18 protein-coding genes are annotated in these 22,511 nt (G+C 40.6%); 17 read left to right on the forward strand and 1 reads right to left on the reverse strand.

Annotation, left to right across the window (positions count from 1 at the left end; genetic code table 11):
• Positions 1-38 precede the first annotated feature (38 nt).
• The 17 genes from pilN to K9N75_RS22465 all read left to right on the forward strand — a co-directional run bounded on the left by pilN (position 39) and on the right by K9N75_RS22465 (position 15,153).
• The gene (pilN, locus tag K9N75_RS22385) at positions 39-1,742 is read left to right on the forward strand and encodes a PilN family type IVB pilus formation outer membrane protein (RefSeq protein ID WP_046360284.1); all 1,704 of its coding nucleotides are present in this window, start codon (positions 39-41) and stop codon (positions 1,740-1,742) included.
• 133 nt (positions 1,743-1,875) lie between these two features.
• The gene (gene pilO2, locus K9N75_RS22390; RefSeq protein ID WP_263481252.1) at positions 1,876-3,105 is read left to right on the forward strand and encodes a type 4b pilus protein PilO2; all 1,230 of its coding nucleotides are present in this window, start codon (positions 1,876-1,878) and stop codon (positions 3,103-3,105) included.
• Complete coding sequence (gene pilP, locus K9N75_RS22395; protein WP_046360282.1) at positions 3,092-3,505, forward strand: type IV pilus biogenesis protein PilP; 414 nt, start codon at positions 3,092-3,094, stop codon at positions 3,503-3,505. The genes pilO2 and pilP overlap by 14 nt, the downstream gene beginning before the upstream one ends.
• Positions 3,506-3,520: 15 nt before the next feature.
• A complete protein-coding gene (locus K9N75_RS22400; protein WP_046360281.1) occupies positions 3,521-5,065 on the forward strand; it encodes a GspE/PulE family protein in 1,545 nt (514 codons plus the stop codon).
• Positions 5,058-6,122, forward strand: a complete 1,065-nt coding sequence (locus K9N75_RS22405; RefSeq protein ID WP_046360280.1) for a type II secretion system F family protein — start codon at positions 5,058-5,060, stop codon at positions 6,120-6,122. Before K9N75_RS22400 ends, K9N75_RS22405 begins: the two co-directional genes overlap by 8 nt.
• Before the next feature lie 55 nt (positions 6,123-6,177).
• Positions 6,178-6,681 (forward strand): type 4 pilus major pilin, encoded by a 504-nt coding sequence (locus tag K9N75_RS22410; protein WP_046360279.1) that lies wholly within the window; start codon positions 6,178-6,180, stop codon positions 6,679-6,681.
• Between the two features lie 47 nt (positions 6,682-6,728).
• Positions 6,729-7,667 carry an ATPase, T2SS/T4P/T4SS family gene (locus K9N75_RS22415; protein ID WP_046360278.1) on the forward strand — a complete coding sequence of 313 codons (939 nt, stop codon included), beginning with the start codon at positions 6,729-6,731 and terminating at the stop codon, positions 7,665-7,667.
• A 9-nt stretch (positions 7,668-7,676) separates the two neighbouring features.
• Positions 7,677-8,969 (forward strand): shufflon system plasmid conjugative transfer pilus tip adhesin PilV, encoded by a 1,293-nt coding sequence (gene pilV, locus K9N75_RS22420; protein ID WP_224452637.1) that lies wholly within the window; start codon positions 7,677-7,679, stop codon positions 8,967-8,969.
• Between the two features lie 586 nt (positions 8,970-9,555).
• Entirely contained in the window at positions 9,556-10,671 is a 1,116-nt protein-coding gene (locus K9N75_RS22425; RefSeq protein ID WP_046360967.1) for a site-specific integrase, read from the forward strand.
• A gap of 9 nt (positions 10,672-10,680) precedes the next feature.
• Positions 10,681-11,100: a type IV pilus biogenesis protein PilM gene (pilM, locus tag K9N75_RS22430; RefSeq protein ID WP_096081280.1), complete on the forward strand. Its 420-nt coding sequence runs from the start codon at positions 10,681-10,683 to the stop codon at positions 11,098-11,100.
• 1 nt (position 11,101) lies between these two features.
• Positions 11,102-11,716, forward strand: coding sequence for a prepilin peptidase (locus K9N75_RS22435; protein ID WP_046360965.1), 615 nt, complete (start codon positions 11,102-11,104; stop codon positions 11,714-11,716).
• The gene (locus K9N75_RS22440) at positions 11,692-12,174 is read left to right on the forward strand and encodes a lytic transglycosylase domain-containing protein (RefSeq protein ID WP_046360964.1); all 483 of its coding nucleotides are present in this window, start codon (positions 11,692-11,694) and stop codon (positions 12,172-12,174) included. Before K9N75_RS22435 ends, K9N75_RS22440 begins: the two co-directional genes overlap by 25 nt.
• Positions 12,175-12,217: 43 nt before the next feature.
• A complete protein-coding gene (locus tag K9N75_RS22445) occupies positions 12,218-12,727 on the forward strand; it encodes a hypothetical protein (RefSeq protein WP_046360963.1) in 510 nt (169 codons plus the stop codon).
• Between the two features lie 246 nt (positions 12,728-12,973).
• The gene (locus K9N75_RS22450) at positions 12,974-13,621 is read left to right on the forward strand and encodes a hypothetical protein (protein ID WP_046360962.1); all 648 of its coding nucleotides are present in this window, start codon (positions 12,974-12,976) and stop codon (positions 13,619-13,621) included.
• A 14-nt stretch (positions 13,622-13,635) separates the two neighbouring features.
• A complete protein-coding gene (locus tag K9N75_RS22455; protein WP_046360961.1) occupies positions 13,636-14,139 on the forward strand; it encodes a hypothetical protein in 504 nt (167 codons plus the stop codon).
• A gap of 12 nt (positions 14,140-14,151) precedes the next feature.
• Complete coding sequence (locus K9N75_RS22460; RefSeq protein ID WP_046360960.1) at positions 14,152-14,520, forward strand: hypothetical protein; 369 nt, start codon at positions 14,152-14,154, stop codon at positions 14,518-14,520.
• Between the two features lie 90 nt (positions 14,521-14,610).
• Positions 14,611-15,153, forward strand: coding sequence for a hypothetical protein (locus K9N75_RS22465; RefSeq protein ID WP_224452638.1), 543 nt, complete (start codon positions 14,611-14,613; stop codon positions 15,151-15,153).
• A 182-nt stretch (positions 15,154-15,335) separates the two neighbouring features.
• Here the strand turns inward: K9N75_RS22465 and K9N75_RS22470 are convergent, their stop codons facing one another.
• Positions 15,336-22,511, reverse strand: a complete 7,176-nt coding sequence (locus K9N75_RS22470; RefSeq protein ID WP_052739813.1) for a helicase-like domain-containing protein — start codon at positions 22,509-22,511, stop codon at positions 15,336-15,338.

Raw genomic sequence — 22,511 nt, forward strand, 5'->3', positions numbered from 1 at the left:
TAATCAAATAATCCCGCTTTTGAAAATACAGGTATCATATGTCGAATCAACTTATTAGAGTAGGAGCAGTTTCTGTATTCCTTTTTTCAAGTCTTTCAGGCTGCACTATTCAGCGAATGAACGAAGTTAAAAAGAATGCTGAAAGCACATCTGAAAAGGCATCGTCATTAGTTCAACAAATGGGAGATAACTATCCAGTTGTTCAGTTTCAAAATAGCCAATACATAAACTCAGTTCCTTTACCAAAGCCTAAATATGATGCTCCCAGCAAGATGGTAAATTGCCAAGTTACTTATAAAACGGCAGCACCGCAGGATGTATTTCAATTTGCGCAAGATATGACAGAACAGTGTCGTATTCGAGTACGTGTCACACCAGATGCCGCTGCCTATTTAAGCTCGGGCGGTACTAGTGGTTCCAAAACACAACGTTTAGCGTCAGTACCGTCGCCGGTCGTTGATAGTAATGATATGAAGCCTCTTGCGATGTTTGGTGCTGATGCAAACAATAGTACAGCGCAGTCAGCTCCAGTCTCACGCAATATCACTGATGTTAGCTACTCAGGGAAGTTCGGCGGTGTAATGGATTTAGTCACTGGACGATTAGGGGTCTCATGGAAAAATGAAGGCGATGATGCAGTCATATATTATCTTGAAACCAAGCGTTTTGACATTGAACCTGCCGATGCCAAATACGATCTAAACGGACAGGTTACGAGTGGGCTCTCCAATGCCACAGGCACAGACAGTGGAAGTGGAGGGGGGGGGGCATCTACTTCTGGGGTTTCTGGCTCAGGCGGTTCAACAATGTCGTCTACGGTACAAATGGGCAATGCGCTTTATAAGGACCTTAAAGAAACAGTACAAAGTATGTTAACTCCAGGAGTGGGAAGACTCAGCCTGAATGTCACCACTGGGACTCTGATGGTGACTGATGTTCCAGATGTTATCAGTCGGGTTGGTAAGTATTTAGATGATGAAAACAGTACTCTCAGTCGTCAAGTAATACTGAAGGTCGTGACTTACACGATAAATACTGACGTTACTGATTTGGTTGGGATTGATTGGAATATCGTTTGGAAATCACTAAGCGGTAAGTATGGGATGAGTCTCGCAAATACTAATAGCGGTATTTCGGGTGATGCTATCTCAGGTGGTTTCAACGTATTGGACACTGCGACGGGGTCTGCGGCTCAATTTGCGGGTTCATCGTTCTTGCTCGATGCGCTTTCTAAACAAGCTACAGTTTCAGATGTAAAGACTAACACTATAATCACAACTAACATGGCAGCGGCCCCTGTACTTGTTGGGCAACAGACCACATATCTCAAAGATGTTACGACAACGGCATACGCTACGGGTGATGCTACAGTGCCATCACAAACGTTAACTCCGGGTAGTGTTACAACGGGTACGAACATAACCATCCTGCCAAAAATCTTGAAAGATTCAGATCGTCTGATGCTGAATATGTTTATGGATATCTCAAGTCTAAAACAACTTCGTATTATCACCTCCGATACTCAAAAAATTGAAGCTCCAGATATTGATACTCGTTCCTTACAGCAAAGGGTTTGGTTAAAACCAGGTCAGACGTTGATCATGTCCGGTTTTGAACAAAATATTGATAACTCCAGTCGTCAAGGGGTTGGGTCGCCAAATAACATATTGTTCGGTGGTGCACTTTCTGGAGCCAAGACAAAACAAACTTTTGTTATTACGGTGACTCCATATGTCCGTTAACTCTAAAATAAGCCGCAGAAAAACGAAGACAGCTACACCTATCACTGAATCAGCGATACGCATTCTGACTATAAGTGGTCATCGATTCGTTATCGGGCTTGAATGGGAGACCATTAAAGCTCAACGAAATAAGATGAAAGAGGTTCGCAAAATTGGCAGGGCGCGAAATCTTGATGTTGTTGCAATACGAGAAGGGGAAGCAACTCAAGCGGGGTTTGCACCGCGATCACGTCAGAAATTGCGAGGTGGATATTCTCTAATTGTCTCGCTAGCCTCATTACTTGAAGGTAGCTGTATAGCCATAATTCCATTGGGGATGAATGATAAAAACGAGCAGGAGTATACGCTTGTTGGACGAACAGAAAAGGGCGCAATTCACCCCGCTTCAGACGCGATTTATGTAGAATCTCAACTATACCAAGTTGTTGTAGATCTTAAACAGGATTTGCGTGGTAATCAAAGTACTGAAATTCCGGTTTTTGGCGAGCCTGATAAGTTTTCATGGGTTACTGAGCTGCTAGATCTCGATACATTGTTAAAGCCAGAAAATATAAGCAAAGATTTTAAGCTTAAACCGCTTCGGTGGGGAATGACAAAACCGCAGCTAGCGGGGTGTGCCATTGGGTTAGTGGTGATGTGTGTAGCTGCCTATTTTGTTCTTGAATATTTTGAAGAGCAAGAAAGAATAAAAAATATAGCCATGCAGGAGGTGATAAGAAAACAAGAGGAAGTTAATAAAAATGCGAGGTACCAAATAGCGTTAGATAAACTAAAACACCCATGGATTAATTCATCCTCAATTCCGGTTTTATTAAAAGGATGTAATGCTAGTTTGAAAAAATTCAATATCTCAATTGAGGGCTGGCAACTTGCAACGATAAAATGCAGTCAGGATGAAATAAGTGCTAACTATAATCGTCCTGATAATTCCGCCGTGACGTATGATAAATTCGTTGCAGCAGTAAGGAAGCTATTTGATACAGAGCCTAGCTTCAATATCACGCAGACATCAATATCAGAATTTAGAATTGAAAATAATCTCTTGGCTAACGGCGATGATCCAATGAAAAATATTGGTGAACAGCTATTGACTATCATCTCATTATTTCAATCTGTAAATATTCCTCTAGCACTTACAGAGGTATCTATAAAGGATGTTGAAAAAAACGAAGAAGGCGAAAAATTACCGCTTCAGGATTGGCGAGAGTACACATTTAATGTAGAAACCCGTATACCTCCGGAGCTTATTTTCAAGAAGGGGGAATATACGGGAATGCGCATTAACAATATCATTTATGAGTTCGGGCAAGAGCAAGGCTCAGTGAGTTATAAAATAACAGGAGTAGTTTATGGTAAACGCTAAAATATTCGCTGTATTAATGATAAGCGCATTTATGGTAAGTGCAGAAAGCGGGTCTGGTTGGGATTTAGACAACTTGCAGAAGCAACGGGTACTTTATGAGGCAAAAGCAGCGGTTAACAAAGCAAAGGCAGAAGCCGAAAGTAGTGGCAGCTCAGGAACAATCTCGGACAGTGCTTTGAATAGAACTGGGCAAGTGGGCACAACTACTAGTCTAGATATTCTGCCTAAGTTAGTAAAAATCAGTGGGCATAATGCTGTAGTAAGTACACAAGATGGAAATACTGCAACATTGTCTCAAGGTCAATTATTGCCAGGAGGACGGTGGCAAGTGATTAGCATAGGCCTAAATGGTGTGAAAGTGAGAAATATTTCAGACCAACGCATTCAAACAATAAATTAATCATGAGAATAATTTATGACGTATACAGAGATTACGCATAGTCTTGTTAATTTCAATAGCGTTTTAGAAGGTTTTAAACCATCGAGAGAAATTCTAGATAACGTAATTCTTCTTAAAGGAAGAAAAGATAACGACTTTTTTTTGTTCACGCTCGACAAACTTGAAGGAGATACACAATATTTCGAATTAGCAAAAAGATTACGCAGTAAAGATATACGTCCAAAAGTTATATGGGTTAGTAGAGAGCAGCTAGCAGAAGTAAGTAACTCTTTCGATGCTGCTCCAGCTTCGCATGAAAGTGTTCAAAGTGATGCTCAAACTATAGTTATTAGCATATTCAAGCGAGCAGTTGAACTTCGAGCTTCAGATATTCATTTCAGAATTGATTCTTCATATTTCCAAGTATCGTTTCGTATTGATGGAACAAAACGAAACATGAAAGAGTTCGGTGATTCAGCAGAGAATGGGAAAAAATTAGTTAATACATTATTCAACTCAATGTGTACTGAGCAAAGTACCAGTACTTTAAGCTGGACTGAGTCTGCTGATGCAAGGATCAAAGAGGAATTCGTGTCCGAGTTTGGTTTAAGTACTGGGCGTTTCGCAAGTCGCCCGGGTAGTTCTGAAACGTTGCTTGCAGTTGTTCGTCTAATTTCAAGACGTAAACAATATTTAGAACTAGAGAAGCTTGGACTAACCAAAAAACAAGCATCTGCTATACGCCGGTCAATATCAAAGCCATCAGGCACGATCTTCTCGAGTGGCCCCACTGGCCATGGGAAATCAACATTGTCACAGTGCATGGCAGAATGCATAACGAGAGATGATGTAGGGGTTAACTTGTTAACTGTAGAAGACCCCATTGAATCTCCTATACGTGGGGCGGTTCAAACCCCCCTAATTATAGCTGATCGCAGTGACAGGGAGTTGATGGGTAAAGCATGGGGCAAGGCTATTTCGAATCTTATGCGTCTTGATCCTGATGTCATCTATATTGGGGAGGTTAGAGATAATACTTCAGCAACCGGCGTGATAGAAGCCGCACAAACAGGGCATGGCGTCATCACAACTATTCACACTAGCTACGCCATAGACATTATTCAGAGATTGCGGCGATTTGGTGTAGATCAGGACCTACTGACAGATGCAACACTAATAACGTGCCTAATCGGACTTCGGTTAACCGCGCTTCTATGCCCTGATTGCAAATTATCCTATGAAGCAAACAAGCATAATATAGAGCCGGAATTGCAAGAAACAATTGAGAAGTACACAAATTACAAACAAGCATTCCTTATTAATAAAGAAGGCTGTGATGAATGTGCTCATCAGGGGATAAAGGGGCGAACTGGGGTCTTTGAGGTTATTGAGACAGACTATCGATTCATGAATCTATATGCCACAAAAGGAAAATTTGCTGCATGGAGGTATTGGCGAGCAAACGGAGGCGAAACATTATGCGAAAATATCACGCGATTGATTAATGAGGGGGTTGTAGATCCTGTATTAGCACATAAGAAGATATGCAACTTAGATCGGGATGAAAAATTCAATGAATAATTTTGAACGATGGATTTATCAGAAAACATTTGGCGCGCAAGATAGAATTGAGCTTTATGATGAATTTAGACAGTATTTGTTAGATGGTCTAACTGCAGAAGTAACTTTCACTAAGTTAATTGACAACTATACTAGGCGTGGTTCAAATCCTAATAATCCTATTGGCAAGATATTGAATGAATGCTTACAAAATTTAAAAGCTGGATTTTCTCTCGCAGAGTCGTTACGTGAGTGGATACCCGATCAAGAATTAAGCATTATAGAGTCTTGTGACTCAGCAGGGCGTGTTGCAGATGGCTTTTTGAATGCAATGTTCATTGCAGAAGGCACTGATAAGATATTACGCTCTGTAAGATCAACATCACTCATAGTTTCTTACATGTTTGCTCTTTCATTCGGCATTGTCGTTATGTTCTGTATCTTGCTTGTACCGGTTTTACGTCAAAGTGTACCACTTGAAAAATGGAATATGGTTCAGCTTTCAATTTGGTATTTCTACGTGTTTGTGACTGAGTATTGGTATTTAATAATTTCGGTTTCTGCTGTATCAATTTATGTAGTTTATAAATCATTTGCAAATTGGACAGGAAATATCAGGTTCATGTTTGACCGAATACCTCCTTACTCAATTTATCGTCGACTAAGTGGGGCTACATTCATTATGAATGTCAATGCAATGCTCTCAGCAGGTATACCGATGGAAACAGCTATAAAAAATATGGTTTCATCGTGTGAATCACCATGGTTATTAGAGCGATTAGAAGCGACGTTGAATGCAATTGAAGATGGTGAGGAAAATCTAGGTACAGCATTAGATGTGACTGGTTATGAGTTTCCTGGTGATGCGGCAATAATTAAAATGAAAAGTCTCTTCGAATCTTCAAATAAGGAAGGTTCACTTAAGAGATTTGCAGGTAAATGGTTAGATAAGACAATCGCAGCAGTAGAGACATCTGGGGAGGTATTAAAAACAATAGGCTATTTCGCCTGCGCAGGTTCAATAATGTTATTAATTCTGATTATGTCTGATTTAATACAGCAAGCTTTTTTTAAATAAATCTCACAAAACACTATAGAAATTTTTTAAATACATTCAATAAATAGGATTTTATATGAAATCGTTAAAACGTGGTATTGCAAACATTACTGACTCAGTGGTTTCTATCGGTCTTACTCTGGTTATCATCGCCGTTGTGATGGCACTGTCATATGTTGGATACACTAAATTCTACGCGGCCAACGAAGTTACATTAATCAGCAACTTAATAAATGAAACAAAAAACATGCGAGCAAGTAGTGGATATGGCACTTCTGACTATAACCAAGCATTGATTAGTTCTGGAGCACTACCAAGCAATGTCTCCTACTCTGGAAGTACAATTAATAACCGGTCTGGTGGTGTAATTACAGTAAAGGGGGCAGGTATTGGTTTCACTATCACAGATACAAAACTTTCAAATAAAGACTGTATCAACCTCGCGCAAAAAATGGGGACAACAGAGATGGCTTCAACGAAGATAAACTCTCAATCCTTCACTGGTGAAGTCACCGCAGTAATGGCAACGTCGGCGTGTACAACTGATAGCAATACTGTGGCATTTACTACGAAGTCGTAATAAGAAATCAACGCCCCTTACTGGGGCGTTTATCGGAATAATATTAAATGCTTGCCTTGAAAGATATTAGCTTTATTGATTTATACTTGGGAAATGATTTCTCAGAAATTAAGGGGTTGAATGGTGCAACTACTTTTCTAAGCGATTTATCATCAGAATATGCAGAGGATGCACAAAATCTCAAGAAAGCATGCGAGGAAATCTATAATTCAAGTAAAAAAACTGAATTTTCGATCATATACGATACTAGACTTTTCCGTGTCACAGTCATTTGCAATATATTTGATGGTGTTAGCTATGTAATTAGGCAGACACCTAAGAAAACATTAGCTTTTTCAGATATCCCTTTAACAACTCCATTGAGACAATCTGTGGAGCATAAAGGAGCAACAGGACTATTTTTGGTGTCAGGAGAGATGGGGTGCGGGAAAACAACGACGGCAGCATCCGTACTTCAGCATAGGATAGAATCAACAGGTTGCTTGGGCGTATCGATTGAGGACCCAATTGAAACTTTTCTAAATGGACGACACGGTAATGGGAGATGCATGCAACTTGAAGTTAGCCAAAATGAAACATATTCAACAGCGACCAAAAAAGCATGGAGGACGGGAGCATCATGTTTACTCTTGGGTGAAATTAGGGACAGTCAGACTGCTCATGAAGTTCTTTTAGCCTCGCTCTCGATGTTCGTAGTTTCAACTATACATGCATCGTCAGTATATGAAGCTATAGAACGCTACGTAATGTTTTGTGAAGAAATTAACCCAAATGCTAAACAAAATATATCTAACACTCTTTATGTAATTGCGCATCAAAGAATGACGCCAGTAATTAGACAAAATATTGTTACCGGAAGAACTGTTGATCTGACAGGCTATAATCTTGTCAATTGCACACAGAGCTCAGCTATCAAAGCAAAAATAGCTCATGGAAACTATAAATCTCTTTCTGATGAGTTTAATGCAATTGTATATAATTTTTGAGGAATGATTATGAAAAAAGGTGTTGCCCAAATAACTGATGCAGTTATTGCTATAGGTATTTTCCTGATTTTTTTTGCAATAATTATAATCCCAGTCAGTAGTTATATGATTGATCAAACTAGAGCTACTGTTGCCGCGACTCAAGCAAAACGGGTACAGCAGGCTGTTAACCTCTACATCAAAGAAAATCACGATACAATTGCAGCGAAAGCTACAGCTACAACACCTTTCATTTTCGGTGTCCCAGAACTAATCTCTGCAGGATACCTGCCAACAGGTTTTTCCACACAAAACGGATTTTCGGCTACATATCAGACTCGAGTTTTTGAACCCACAGTGGACAAGTTAAATTCTATGACGTTCCTAAATGGAGGTGTCAAACTTTCAAAAAGCCTTGCAAGAAAAATAGCTATAGGTGTTGGGTCAGATGGCGGGATTATCGAAGGGAATACTGCTAAGGGAGCGTTGGGAAGTTGGACAACTAATCTTTCTGCATTTGGCGGGTACAATCCTGGTGAGGGTAGTGTTGTAATTGCTGGTTTTTATAATAATGGTATAAAAGTCAGCGATTATTTATACCGTAAAGCAGTTCCTGGACATCCAGAACTGAATACGATGAGTACAGCACTGAACTTAGGTGGAAATAATATTACAAACGCAGCTACGACGACTACCACGACCCTCAATTCCACAAATACAAATGCAACGACTGTCACAGCAACTAACGTTAATTCTCAGACGACTCGTACAGCAGGTGAAACTTATACGGGAGGATGGTTTAGGACTACGGGAGATACAGGTTGGTACAATGAGAAATGGGGTGGCGGCTTCAATATGACCGATAATACATGGATACGAGCCTACAATAATAAGTCAATTTATACCGGTGGTCAGTTACAAGCAGGCACAGTTCAATCAAATGGCCGTATGACTGCTGGAGAATATATTCAGGTTAACGGGATCGCTGTTGCTGGTGCATCTTGCCCATCAAATGGTCTGATAGGCCGCGACGCAACGGGAGGGACACTTTCCTGTCAATCCGGCGTGTGGTCTAAGTCTGGCAGTATAGGCCAAACTTTCTATACAGAAGTTACGAAAATTCCCTCGCAAGGTAGTCCTTCAACAACTACAGTGACTGCAAGCTATTGCTCTGTTTCATATTCAAATGTAGGTAGCAGATACGGAGCAGATACAACTACTGGAGGGTGCAGAATCAATAATTCAGGAAATCGATGGACACTAACAGCATTAGGTTCCGATCGAACATCTCAAACAACATGCCAAGCGATATGCATACGCTAATGTGGCTTCCATCTAGCCAAATTATTGAAGACATGTAGCAGCGCAGCGGTTGTAGCCACCATCTAAAAATGAGATTAGCTTCCAGTTATGTGCAGCATCTACTGTTAACTGACAACTACTTTGGTGCTTAGCCAAGTCATCCAAGTAAACATATGATAATGCGCAAAATTTCGCTTTTCCGATTGAAATGCTTTGTCCGTTGGCGATTGTTTGGGTTGTGATTAGTTTTCCGACGTCCCCTCCCTTCCACACACCGGATTGACAGGGGGGGGTGATAGGAGAGTTATTTAAAGCAAACTGCATCACAATATACGAAACTATTTGCTGAATTTTGAGCTAAAAACCAATTTCCCTGAGCGTCTTTACTCAATGAACATTCCATTGAGTCCCAGCCAGCCCCGAGTGAACCTTTGATTTTAGTGATAGAGCAAAATGTTTGTTTTCCCATGTTCAAATTGTTAGGCCAAGTGCCTTTAAAGAACGTTACAACTTGTGTTGGCGCAATAGTTCGCCACACGCCGGATTGACAGGATTGACAAAATTACAAACAGATATAAAGTTCTAGCCTTTTTCTATTGAGGGAAAAATGGCTAGAAATAAGACAATCACACTTGGAAAGGCTTTAGACAAATATGTTGAGGTTGTCTCCATAGAAAAAAAAGGATGGATGCAAGAATTATATAGGTCCAGCGTAATAAAAAAATATGAAATATCTAATAAATTTATGCACGAAATATCGTCGGTAGATATTGCTGAATATAGAGATGAAAGATTAAATACTGTAAATATAAAAACAAATAAACTAATATCTGGAAATACGGTCAGATTAGAACTAGCGATGTTATCGGCACTTTTTAAAGTGGCTGAAGTTGAGTGGGGCGTATGCAAGTTAAATCCCGTTACTGTAGTGCGGAAGCCGAAAGTAAGTAAAGGTCGTGACAGACGACTCAAAAGTTATGAAGAGAGGAAAATAGCGAAGTTTCTAAAAGAAGAGAGCCATGAAGTTTATACAATTTTTTACTTGGCTATAGAGACTGCGATGAGACAAGGCGAAATCCTTGGCCTAGCATGGGAGAATATCAATCTTCAAATTGGCGTAGCACACTTACCCGAAACAAAAAATGGGACTTGGAGGGATGTTCCGTTATCTAAAAAAGCAAGGGAATTACTACAAAACATGAGCCCGCAGGTCTGTGGAAACGTGTTCAAGTATACGTCTAACGGTTTTAAATCAAAATGGCGAAAATCGATAAAACACCTAAAAATCGAGGACCTTCACTTCCACGACCTGCGTCATGAAGCCATAAGCCGTCTTTTTGAATTAGGTACATTGAATATGATGGAGGTAGCTGCAATTTCAGGCCACAAATCTTTGAATATGCTTAAGAGATATACTCATTTGAGAGCATATCAGTTGGTAAAGAAAATAGATTCAAAGAAAAAAACAGTTAATAAAATCGCATCATACTTTGTACCATATCCAGCAACAGGACGAATTGAGCAATCGGGATACCATATACAATTCTTGGATTTTGAAGAGTTTGAAATTTTCGGAGAAAATAAGGATCAGGCTGTCTCAAATGCTTCTTTAGCATTGTTAAAGCGTCTAGCAATTGCTGCTCAGTCGGGTAGTAAAGTTCCTATGCCTGGAGATATCATTAAATCTAATGATGAACTTCTACTGATAAATCCACTCATGTGAGAGTAAAATATGAAATCCATAATGATTATAGCATTCTGCTTAGCAGTAATATTTGGATATCTAAACTTAGGAAATGAAAGTGATGAATATAATGACACAGTTGTTAGTAATCGTGCATCAATGTTTATGATCTATGCATCAACGTTCGACTCATTCTATTTAGCTAATCCATCCGCAAATGGCGAAGTAACATCGAAAGTATCTCTCCCGTCATGGTTGCCTGTTGATAACACAATTAAAATGCACATCGAATCTGGATTAGGATATGTATATATGCCATCTCAACAAGGTATGTTGTCTAAAGTAACAAGCCAAACTGAGGGGAGTGCGTTAGTGGGCTTCACTGATAGTAGCTTTATTAATACTAATAGTGCGAAGCTTAAAAAGCCAACATTCATACCGGCAGAGTATTTAGTCTATGTGAGGTAAAATGGTTATATTCATTTTTGTAAGTGTTCTTTTATCATTTTTTACACTGAAATATACTTCAAAAGTATATAAAAGAGAAAAGAAATTAGCCATCAAGCACTTGGAGGATCTTAAAAATGAAAAGGTCACTATAAATAGTTCTGTTGCGATGGTGTCCTTGATATGTGTTCTTAATATATGTATCTACACTTACTATGAAAATGAACTATTAATACTATACTGTCTGCTTCTATCTATTGTTGCATATACAGACTATGCTGCAAAATGGGTGCCTGATGCGCTGATATTTTCAATGGTAGCTTTATCAGGGATTACTATTGAGCCTGAATATATAACATGTTCACTCATATCTATTGTTTTTTTTACAGCCCCCGCGATTTTTATAAATCTTATAGGCTATGTGCGTAAGAGAGAGGTTTGGATCGCTTCAGGCGACTTCTATATTATCCCAACTATAGCTGTATGGGTTGAACCTGAACACGCAGCTTGTCTGATGCTAATTGTACTTATGGTTACCATTAGTATTTCCGTAAGGTGTAAAAAAGTACCTATGATAACCGTCATTTACTTTTCCTTCATGGGTTATAAGTTATGTTCTTTATTAAATATATTATGATTTCTCTTTTTGTTATTTCTTTTTCAAACCACGCAGCACAGAGTACAGCAAATAAAAATTTCAAAGAATGCTTTAAGCAAGCCGGTGAGAGATTTTCTATTGACCACCGTCTGTTGCTGGCAATAGCAGAAGTTGAAAGCAGCATGAATCCGAGAGCTATTGGGTTAAATAAAAGAAATGGCAAAATACTCAGCGAGGATGTTGGATTGATGCAAATTAATTCATCTTGGTATATAACCCTTTCACGTATGGGCATTACAAGAAAGGATTTACTAGATAATCCCTGTCAAAACATTCATGTTGGAGCGTGGATTCTTGCAAAAAATATTTCAGCAAATGGAGTTAATTGGGAGTCAGTTGGCGCTTACAATGCAGGATTTAAGAATGCGAATGCTTCTTTTCGCTTAAAGTATGCTAAGAAGGTCTATTCTCGTTATCTGGAACTTACTGGAATATAATTACTTTAAAAGTAGAGAAACCAAAATGATATAGAGAAGAATAATGATTAAATTCCTAATGAAATTTTATTCAGATTTAAAGGTTGATTATAAGGTATATGCAGATTTAAAACGTAGATGTCCAAAAAAAATTTATTTTTCAAATCTTGTGTTTACTTCGGTTATGGTCGCTACATTGGTCGCTACATTATCATGTATTGCCTTCTTCGAGGGATATGAAACTGGGTTTGAAACCCTATCTAAAATCCCGCGACAATCGGTCATTAAGTTAATCATAAACAAATGCCAGGATAGTATAAAGGACGAAAATTATAATAAGGATACAAAATACAAGAGGTTTGCAAGTTGCATGGATGAAGAGTTTTCACATGTTCGCGATCAAGCAGTTAATGTAACGCTAAGCTCAAAATTTAGTATAGATGTTGACGAATGTGTGACTAGAACTAAAAATATTGAAAAGTGTTTAATCAATATCGAACACCTGAATACGAAAAGGAGAGATGCATATAAAAGCTTCAAGGCACTGATGGAAATTAATGGGATAGTTGAGTGACAAAATCATTGACAAAGATAAAGCTAATTTCCTGATTGAGAACCTAGGTAGCATATTTTAGTTGTTGGTGATTAAGGGGGGGGGAATTCATATGATTGAAAATCAATGCACTCGGTTGCTTTCCAAACATCCGTTGGTAATCGGCTTGATTGATTCGCAGCAACAATATTTGTTAGCTATCTCAGAAACCGCTCATATAGATGTGCGTAAGCAAAATCGACGATAAGAATTTTATAGGAGCTAATAATGAAATTGAGTTCAATAAAGACGGTTTATAATTTTATGCATTACTGCCGTATGCCGCTCTGGTTTCAGCGCTCTATCAGGGATATGAAAGTTGGTGACACTTTCATTCTAGGAAAATACACGCAACCTGTTTCTCATAACAGTGAGTCATTTTGTGTACCTCCGCGCGACTCAGCCTGTTTGGATAGTCGCGAGGCTTGCTTTGTTGCGGAGGCGTGGATAGAAAAAGATCGCGGGGTGTACTCGTTTTACGCTACATGGACATTCCCGACAAAACCAGAACGTGCGCATGTTATGACCTTTGGGGAATTCAGAATCCGCAAAGGCGGCATTATAGAGTTCGATAATAAAAACGTTGAACCTGACGATAAGAACCATCCGGTAAGAGGTTTCGCGCTTGTATGTCGTTATCTTGCTTACATGCTTAACTGTATGTCTGCTGAAGATAAAAAGGTTTATTTTTCTAACAATAGTTCCCCTTTGTTTAACGGGATATGGCTGGACAGAGATTGTATAGAACGGCGTGAGCGAGCAATACAACAGGTTGATGGAGGAATCAAACGTGTGTGGATTAATTACAAAGATTACATGCCAACACATCAGCTTTCCGCAGTTGTTGATGCAGCATTTGCCCCATGCGTAATTTAACTAGAGGATTGATTATGAACTATGTGGATAAGAATACTCCAGTGCATGAGAATGATGGTTTTGAAAATGATGCTACATGGATTCTTCATTTAACACATGTTTCTCACGATAAGTCTTATGATGGGTATGTAAGGGTTCCTTCTACACTGGATTACAACTACATTTATAGAGTGATTGCTCGTTTACAGTTTATACACAGTGAAGGTAGCTATAAAACAGAAGATTTATCAGGTCAACAGGTCGCTTTTTTACTTGGTCAACTATTGAATCTCGATATTGTTACTGATAGGGATAAAAATTGGATTTCTGATGAAACTATAACGGTACTTTCTAATGAATACATTTACGGGCTTGATTTATTCTGGAACTGGGAAGAAGTCGTTGTTAAATTCGGTTTTGATGAAAACAGCAGAGGTAAAGGTGAGAACCCATATTTTTATCCTGATGCTATTTTCAAAGACTATGAACCTGACGGTACTGTTCCGGCAATTTTAGAAATGGATAAGCATTTTCATTGATTGAGGTAGGCAATGGATTTCAGTAATATTGATTTTACCTATGATTGCTATGTTGATTTGCATGTTGATGGTTATGGTTCACTATCGGGCATGTTCTATACCAGCAAAACTAATTTAATTTTTCTGGCTCAATTATTCAAAGAATCGCATGACTGGAAGCCATCTTTTGAAAGAGATGGAAAACAGTACGTAATGGGTCTTGTCGATGCGGGTGATCTACGATTTAAGCGATTTATGGATAATGAGGCATTGTTAGAAAAACAGCAAGCCGAAGAGTTTTATCAAAAAAATGGTTTCCACGAGCAAACGCATGATTTTGTAGAAACATGGGAAGATAACGATATTAGCGATGTGCAAATTAGTTTTCCAGAAAGAGGGTAATTCATTATGAGTAATTTAAGAGAAGACCAACTGTGACGTATAGCCCTTTCAACTCATGACAAATTCACTAAAGAGCTTACGCTTAGGTTTTTGGAAGAATCAGAGGCTTACGATATAAATGTTTTAAGAAAAAACGAATTGCGACTTATAGCCCTTTCAACTCATGACAAATTGACTAAAGAGCTTGCGCTTAGTTTTTTGGAAGAGTCAGAGGGTGTTGCACATGATGAATTGTCACAAACCTGTTGGTGTGATTGTCTGTATGATCTTCGAACAGAAATTAAAATAAGATTAAACATCAGCTATATGACAACTATCGTTATAGGAACAACGGTTGTCGATTATAAAACAATGGAGGTTGATACCCCCCCATCTCCCGAGCATGACAGCGTTCACTACCTCGATATTTCAGGAGAAGGAATGGTGTTTTCTGGTGAAAAATATGATGATGGTCATCGTTTTCAGTCTGGAGTTATCGAATCTCACTATTGTACAGCAGACTGGCAGCTTGTCCTTTCAACTTATAAAAAATGGCTAACTGATAAAGAAAAAACCTTTTCTTATTTGTTTGTTTTGTTGGGTGGTGAACTGGTTCACCATGAAATTAATGCGTCTAATTTAATTTGGGGATAACTATGAGATTGTTTATTGCATAAAAACCGTCTTTAGCTCAACATTGTCGGATAAAACTACGAGTAGAGCGTTGTAGATGGGAAAGTTAGTTATTGGGGCGATTAGCCATTATATGATTTATTAGCGTTTTCTTCTGTAGTCGCTAGCTAAAAAAAGCCCTGATAAATACAGGGCTTTTCTCTTTATTTATGTTTTAGTGTTAACGAGATACTTTCTTGCGATGTCGTATCTATATTTCCTACCATGTGTTTCGAAACATCCTCTTTTCTCATAGAAAGTTCTTTTGATTCATTGAATTTTGATTCCTCGGCCTGCTGTTGTTCCTCTAGTTCTAAGAGGTGCAATTCACTTTGACAAAGTTTATCCTGCAATTCATCAGGAAATGATTCAATGACATCCAAGAATTCTGACAGCTTGAATTTTTCGCGCTGACCCTTCTTGTATATGAGATCGTTTGGGGCCCAACAATTTTTACCTACGATACAAAATCGTAGCTCATCTGCCACTGAACGGACTTTTATTCTCAAACCTGCATAATTACCCACGTCAATTTCAACGGGTATGCCTTTTTCCTTTCTTTCTTCTACAGCACATCTAATAATGCCCATTATGTGCGTATTAAGTCCTGCAAGTTCATCTTGAGTAGCTGTATCTAGCGCTATGGAATTTGTTCGTGTTTTGAATTGTTTTGTATCGTTTAGTTTATCTATGAAAGTAATTTCAGCCTGAAGTGTATCACGCTGTGATTGAGTCTCAATAATTCGGTCATAAAGAAGTCCCATTCTGCTGTAGAATTTTTCTGGTGACTCGGGATGATCTCTATGCTTATCGAGCAACAGTTGGAATCCATTGCTTTGTGATAGAGATTTTTGAGATATTTTACGAGTCACTCTCTCAATAGCGTGATTACTTAAATCAGGTTCCGACTTCCCATAAAAATATAGAGCCTGTTTTAGATCTATTACATGCTCATAATCACCAGTTTCGTATAACTCAGCTACGCGATGGCATGATTCTTGATGGCCGGTACCTGCGGCCTGATGCAGAAGTTCAACCGCTTTAGATGTGTCGGCTTCAGTTCCTATGCCGTCAAAGTAGCAAAATGACAGAAGATACATACCTTCTGCACTGCCAGCTTCCGCCAGCTCGCGGGTCGTGGTGAATATTCTGACGGCGCTACAGTCCCCTTCGTTGTATCGGGAAAAGAGTTCGTTAGCTGTGAGTTCCATTGAAGCTAACTCTTCACTGGTAAGTCTTACTGACTCGACCGCTGCCGGCATTTCTATCTCATGTGATGTTGGCTCGGTTTCCAGACGTGATATCAGAGGCAACTCGACCTGCAGGATGTTCGCCGCTGCAATTACGGATTTATCGTTTAACCTCCTAACCCAGCATTTGTTCTGTGTCGGCGCGTAGGAGAAGCGGCCACGTTCTGAAAGCATACGCATTAGCCGGTGCGCTTCACTGCCTTTCTCCGGTTTGTCAGAAAACTTGATCTGCAGTCTTTCTATTTCAGTGTTGTAAATTACTTCACCGAATTTGAAAGGCACCACTAGGTTGGTTGAGTTTTGGCGCTGGCCAGTAAGATTAGTATCAGGTGTATCAGGTGTATCAGTGTTATTTCTCAGTAGCGAAGTATGTTCTGGTGAACTATCTTCCCGCGGCAGGACCTTTTCAGGAGCAGTTGAGATGGATTTCTGGACATTCTGACTACTTAGGTCAGGCGTCGATGCTGCGGTGCTGACAGGGGCTTCTGTATTGCTCTCCTTTTCAACGGTCAATTCTTCAAGGGGGGCATTTTCGCTATTGCTGATTTTAATCTGGGTGCCCGGAGCAATTTCTTCGCTCATGGACTTCCATGTTGATACATAGTCGTCATCGTCCTGCATTTTCTTCAACTCGACCATTACATCGATGGCATCCTGCCGCAATGCGTCAAGGTATTCTTTCTGTGGATAGTCACCCTCAAGAGATTGTTTCGCAATTTCTAGGTCTCTCTGTAGTCGCTCAATATTTTTTTCGCACTGTGTCACTTCATTTGCTGCTGTACTCAATATGTTGTCTATACGAACAAATAAGCCGGTTGGACTAAATGAGTCACCGCTGCTGTAAAATATGTTCATATTGTCCATATGAGTCAGTTGGCCATCTGCGCGACTTAACATGAAATTGGTAAATAGCCCTCTTGCGTTGTTTCCTGCTTTTACGCTGACAGTCATGCCTCTGTAGTTACCAACAAGAACTGGCTCTCGGTCGTCAATTGTCATGTTGTCGACTGCTTTTCTCATTTTGTCCTTGAGATAAATTTCTAGCTTTTCGATATCTGCTTTAACGCTTTCTGTTTTCTTCCAGATGAAAGTTGTTGCATGGGTCTGTAGTCCTACGCTATCTGCATTTTGGGCTATGTACGCTAAATCATCGCGGATGTGAGGCACTAATTCTGTCAGTTGAAGAATATCCCGGGGTATCTGTGCTAATCGTGTTTCAAGCGAATGCCGACTTCGTTGCCAATTCCGGTACAGTGTTTCTTGTTTGCGCTTTTCTGAATCAATCTTGACTTGCTGGAAAATTAGCTGATTGCCTGTAGCGCTTGCTTTCATTTCTGCGGCATTTGCTGCATCACCTGCAATATCTTCAATAACTCGATCAGTCAGCGAACCATTCCGGAACTGCTCAATTCCACGTGCTTTGACCTCTATTGTTTGCCACATTCGGGCATCGTAGGTACGTTCTGTAGCGTAGCAGCAGATCTCCAGTTCGAAATTTTCTTTATCTTGCTCAAAGAACATGTTGCCCTGTCGTATACCGCGACCATGTCTTTGTTCAAGATCACGCGGTCGCCACGGGCAGTCCAAATCGTGCAAGGCAACAAGACGACGCTGTACGTTTGTACCGGCACCCATTTTTGATGTAGAACCGATCAATATACGAACATCACCGCTGTTTACCGCTCTGAAGAGCTCCTGACGTTTCTGGTCGTTAGTCGCATCGTGTATGAATTTAATTTCGTTGGCCGGTACACCTTTATCAATTAGCTTTTGCTTAATATCGGCATAAACAGAAAACTTATCAGGATCAATGCTTTCTCCAAGGATTTCCGCCATTGAGAAACTGTCACCGTTTGCTGATTCGTCGACAACGGGTGTATTCGCTGTGAATTTGCCTTTAGGGGTAGAGAGATCACAAAATACAAGCTGAGTGCCTTTGCGGTATGTATTAGCATGCCAGATGAAATGTATGCGTCGTACAGCTTCGTTAACTTTGCTACCTTCGTCATCCGGAGCATGTGGTTCAACAAGCCGAAAATCGAGAGCCGCAATTCGCGCATCGTGTGTGACTTTAAGCGCATTATCAATTCGAGGGTCCTTCGGCATGTTCTCCATACGATAGATGATAGAACCAGGTGTCCACTCTTTAACTTCTCGACCAACGTTATCGATAGCAGGTCTATTCGTTAAGGGATCAATGACAGTTTCCATCTCACCCATAAACGCCGCTTGTAATTTTGAGCGCGGAACAACTACTGTGGTTGGTTTGCCACCTTTAAGTTTTGGTACTAGCCGTCCTGTGCCATCTGCACGCGCCTGTATCGCCAAATCTTTTTGTGTCACAACATCAGCAAATGACCGGTACATACGCATCAGCTCTGGAACATTTGTAAACTTTGCAAAGCGTGCATTGAGTCGATAATTCACGCCTGTAGCGTCGAGTTCCCAACCGTTTACTACTTGACCAAAAGTTGAAGACCAACTGTCGAATGCAGCTATTCCTTTTTCTTTAAGCTCGTCATATTGCATGTAGCGCTGCAAAGTATAGAGTTCAGCAAGAGAGTTACTGATCGGAGTACCTGTGTAAAAGTAAACGCCTTTGCCATTGCGTTTCTTCTGCAACCAGCGGCATTTAAGAAACAGGTCCATCGCTTTTTCTGAGCCTTGTAAATTACCCAGTCCTGCAATGCGGCTCTGTGAAGTCACTATGGCCAGATTTTTGAATTCATCTGCTTCATCAATGAATAGAGCGTCGATACCCAACTGATCAAAAGTAAGCAAATCATCCTTTTGTCCAGAGTCAGAAATTTTCGCAATTCTTTCTTCAAGCCTCTTTTTCTGCTTCTCCATTTCTTTTACTGATGGGTCGCGTCTACCAAGAGACTGCTTGTATTCGTCCAGAGAAGCACTGATGTCGCTTACCTGCTCAGCTAGAAAGGACATCTCATCTTCCGGTGCCAAAGAAAGGAATTTGAATGAAGAGTGCCCAATGATTACAGCATCAAAATCCCCTGTAGCGACAGAAGCGAATAAGCGTTTGCGGTTGTCTTTCTCAAAATCAGCCTGCTCAGCAACGAGAACATTCGCACCTGGATATAATTTATAGAATTCATCCTTCCATTGTCCGAGTAGATGGTTGGGGACCACAACCATGGGCTTATTGACTAGCCCCATGCGCCGCTGTTCCATAATTGTTGCAATCGCGGTCAGTGTTTTACCGGCCCCTACAACATGATCACCTAAGCCTCCACCCTCCTGAATTCCTCTCCAGATCGCATTCTTTTGCGTACCACGTAGCTTGATATCACCGCTAGCTTGAGGCAAAACTAAGTGTGAACCATCATAAGACGCCGGAACGTGTGTATTAAAACGGTCGTTGTAGCGTTTGGCCAGACGCTCCCGTCGTTCTGCATCACGCCAAATCCAGTCAGTAAATTCGTTTGCTATCTGCTCGGCCTTTCCTTGAGCTGCTAGAGTCTCCTCTTGGTTTACTGTATAGATTGGAGACCCATCGTCTTTAAAACCTGTTACATCGCGCACCTGAACAGAAGTATTGTTGTAAAGACGATCGAGGATTTCGAGAGCATTCATACGTGCAGTCCCCCACGTATTCTCGAGCAAATCCTTATTGCCCCCTCTAAATTTTGTTATCCATTTACCAACCGGCTGTACATATATGGCTTTGCACTCCTGGTCTGCAATGCCAAGGTGCTCGCGAATGAAGGCCTGAATATCTTGTTGAGGCAACCAAGTGCTGATCAGTTGTACTGATATATCAATTGCATCTATATCTTGAGGTTGGCTTTCCTCTAGGGCTTTGATGCTGCTCTGTAGCTCTTCGAGTAATATTTCTGTATTAATGGATTTGAATCTGGCAGCTGCTTCAGGAGTGAAATATTGGTGGGTAAATTTGTCTAATTCGTCTGCCGTTACTGAAGGAATAGCGCCATGTAACCTACGTGCTTTGTCCAATTTTTTCTTAACGTTACCGGACAAGAAAGAGTCAGCGGTAACATACTCAAGACTTTCAGGATTTCTGTAGATCAGACCATGAAGTTCTCGTGTGACAGCTTCTGGAGGTATTCCCGTTAGAGTAGAGATACGGTCTATATCAACACGGCCGGTTTCATTAAGCGAAATGACTAAACCATCTTTTGCTGAATCAGCACTACTGGCAATGCTGCTGGGGCGATTTACACGCCTTGTAAATATCGCAGCCTTTCGGGCGGACGGTTTGCGCTGAGTACTCCCTTCTTTTTCAGCCATCGTTTTAGTAACGCCCTTGTCGTACTCTACTTCCAGCGACTGCAGAAGTGGATAAAGTGGGTCATACTTGAGAACGTTTTTATTCGAGCGACTGGACAGAAAATCGTACTTTTTAACATGCTTATCATAGAGAAGATTAAGCGACTGCCGTACCTCATCCATGATGCTCTGGCTGGTATCATCATTAGTTTCTAACGCAATAAGATGCGTCAGAGTGTCTCTGATTTGAATTGCACTGCGGATACGCTCATCTTCAACAGCAGAACGGGTGTCGTAATATACGTAATCACCATTCCCCAATAAATCGGGTTTACGTACCGCAATTCGGTTGTCAGGTGTGATGAAGAAGCTATCAACTTTGACCCCTGTATCTGTAAAGTTAACGGAAACTTTTGACGATACGGTATTTAGTTCATCATTACGTTGCTTAGTGATGAAACAATTTTTAGGCAAGGGTGAAAGGCGGCTGGTTATTTCAGTATTCAGATTTAAGTCTTGAGCGGCAACACATTGTGGTGAGTTACCGAATGCTCTGCTCTCGAGTTGCATTTGCCCGATCATCTGCTCCGGATGATTAACAAACCATGCGTTGACCGCGATAGGTTCATTTGTGGTGGCACAGCGGACAAAATCGGTATCTATCCAGCCACGTTCAGTTTCTTCACCTAGTTGAGCCTTCTGAAAAAAAACAATGTCAGTAGTGACGGTCGTTAGAGCATTTTGCTTAAAGGCGCTATTGGGTAAACGGATTGCGCCAAGGAAATGGGCCCGCTCGGCTATATATTCTCTATGCTCAGAATTCTTTGAGTCCATGAAGAAACGGCTCACAACCATCGCCGTTACACCACCGGCACGTAATGAGTCCAGACTTTTGGCAATAAAGAAGTTATGAATTGAAAATCGACTTATCTGAGGATTTTGTGGATCATTCACTCTGAAGTCGCCAAAAGGCGGGTTACCAATTGCAACATCAAAGTAGTCGCGGGGGGCGCGGAATTTTTCAAATCCCTGATGGATAGTTGTGAATTCAGGATAAAGCTGGCGTGAAATTCTTGAGGAAATTGAATCCAGTTCATTGAGGGTCATGTCGGCCTGAAAAGGGAGCATACCAGCGAAATGCCCAATACCAGATGCCGGTTCCAGAATACGAACACCATCACCTACCCCGATTTTCTGCAAACCACTATAGATGCCGGTGATTACATCTGAGGACGTATAGTGGGCATTTAATGTAGAGGCCCTCGCTGAATCGTACTCATCTGGAGACAAGAGATCACGGAGACGTGTGTACTCCTTTTCCCAATCAGAATTGGTTTCATCAAACGCCTGAGGTATGCCTCCCCATCCAACATAACGGGCCAAAATGGCTTGTTCATCAGGCGATGCCTGCCGCTTATTACTTTCAAGGTCTTTGAGAAGCTCAAGGGAAGCGATGTTATCTTTGAACTTGGTTTTAGCACCGCCAGCACCAAGATCAGTAACTGCGTTTAGTCGGAAATTAGAAGACTTGTGTTGATCCCCTGAAGTTCCAATAATTCCTGCTCGCTCATCGATGCGTCCCGATTCGTCAGCAATGCTTCCATCTCTTCTTCTTGCTGGTTCACTAACGTTGTGTAAAGAACCAGAAATCCTTTCTGTTCCAACTTGAGTAATGAGGTCGGCTGGTTCAGGGCCCACCGAGCTAATATTTTGTATCCCTGACTCTTCACGTTTTTGTCGTTCATCAGCTGGGCTATCGTTTCTTTTTTCAAGATACGAGCCGCTGTTGTCATGTGATCCTCGTTTCCAATTATCATTGATAGTTTCCTCATTTTTATTGGGCAT

The organism is Hafnia paralvei (genome assembly GCF_020150375.1).
Lineage (GTDB): Bacteria > Pseudomonadota > Gammaproteobacteria > Enterobacterales > Enterobacteriaceae > Hafnia > Hafnia paralvei.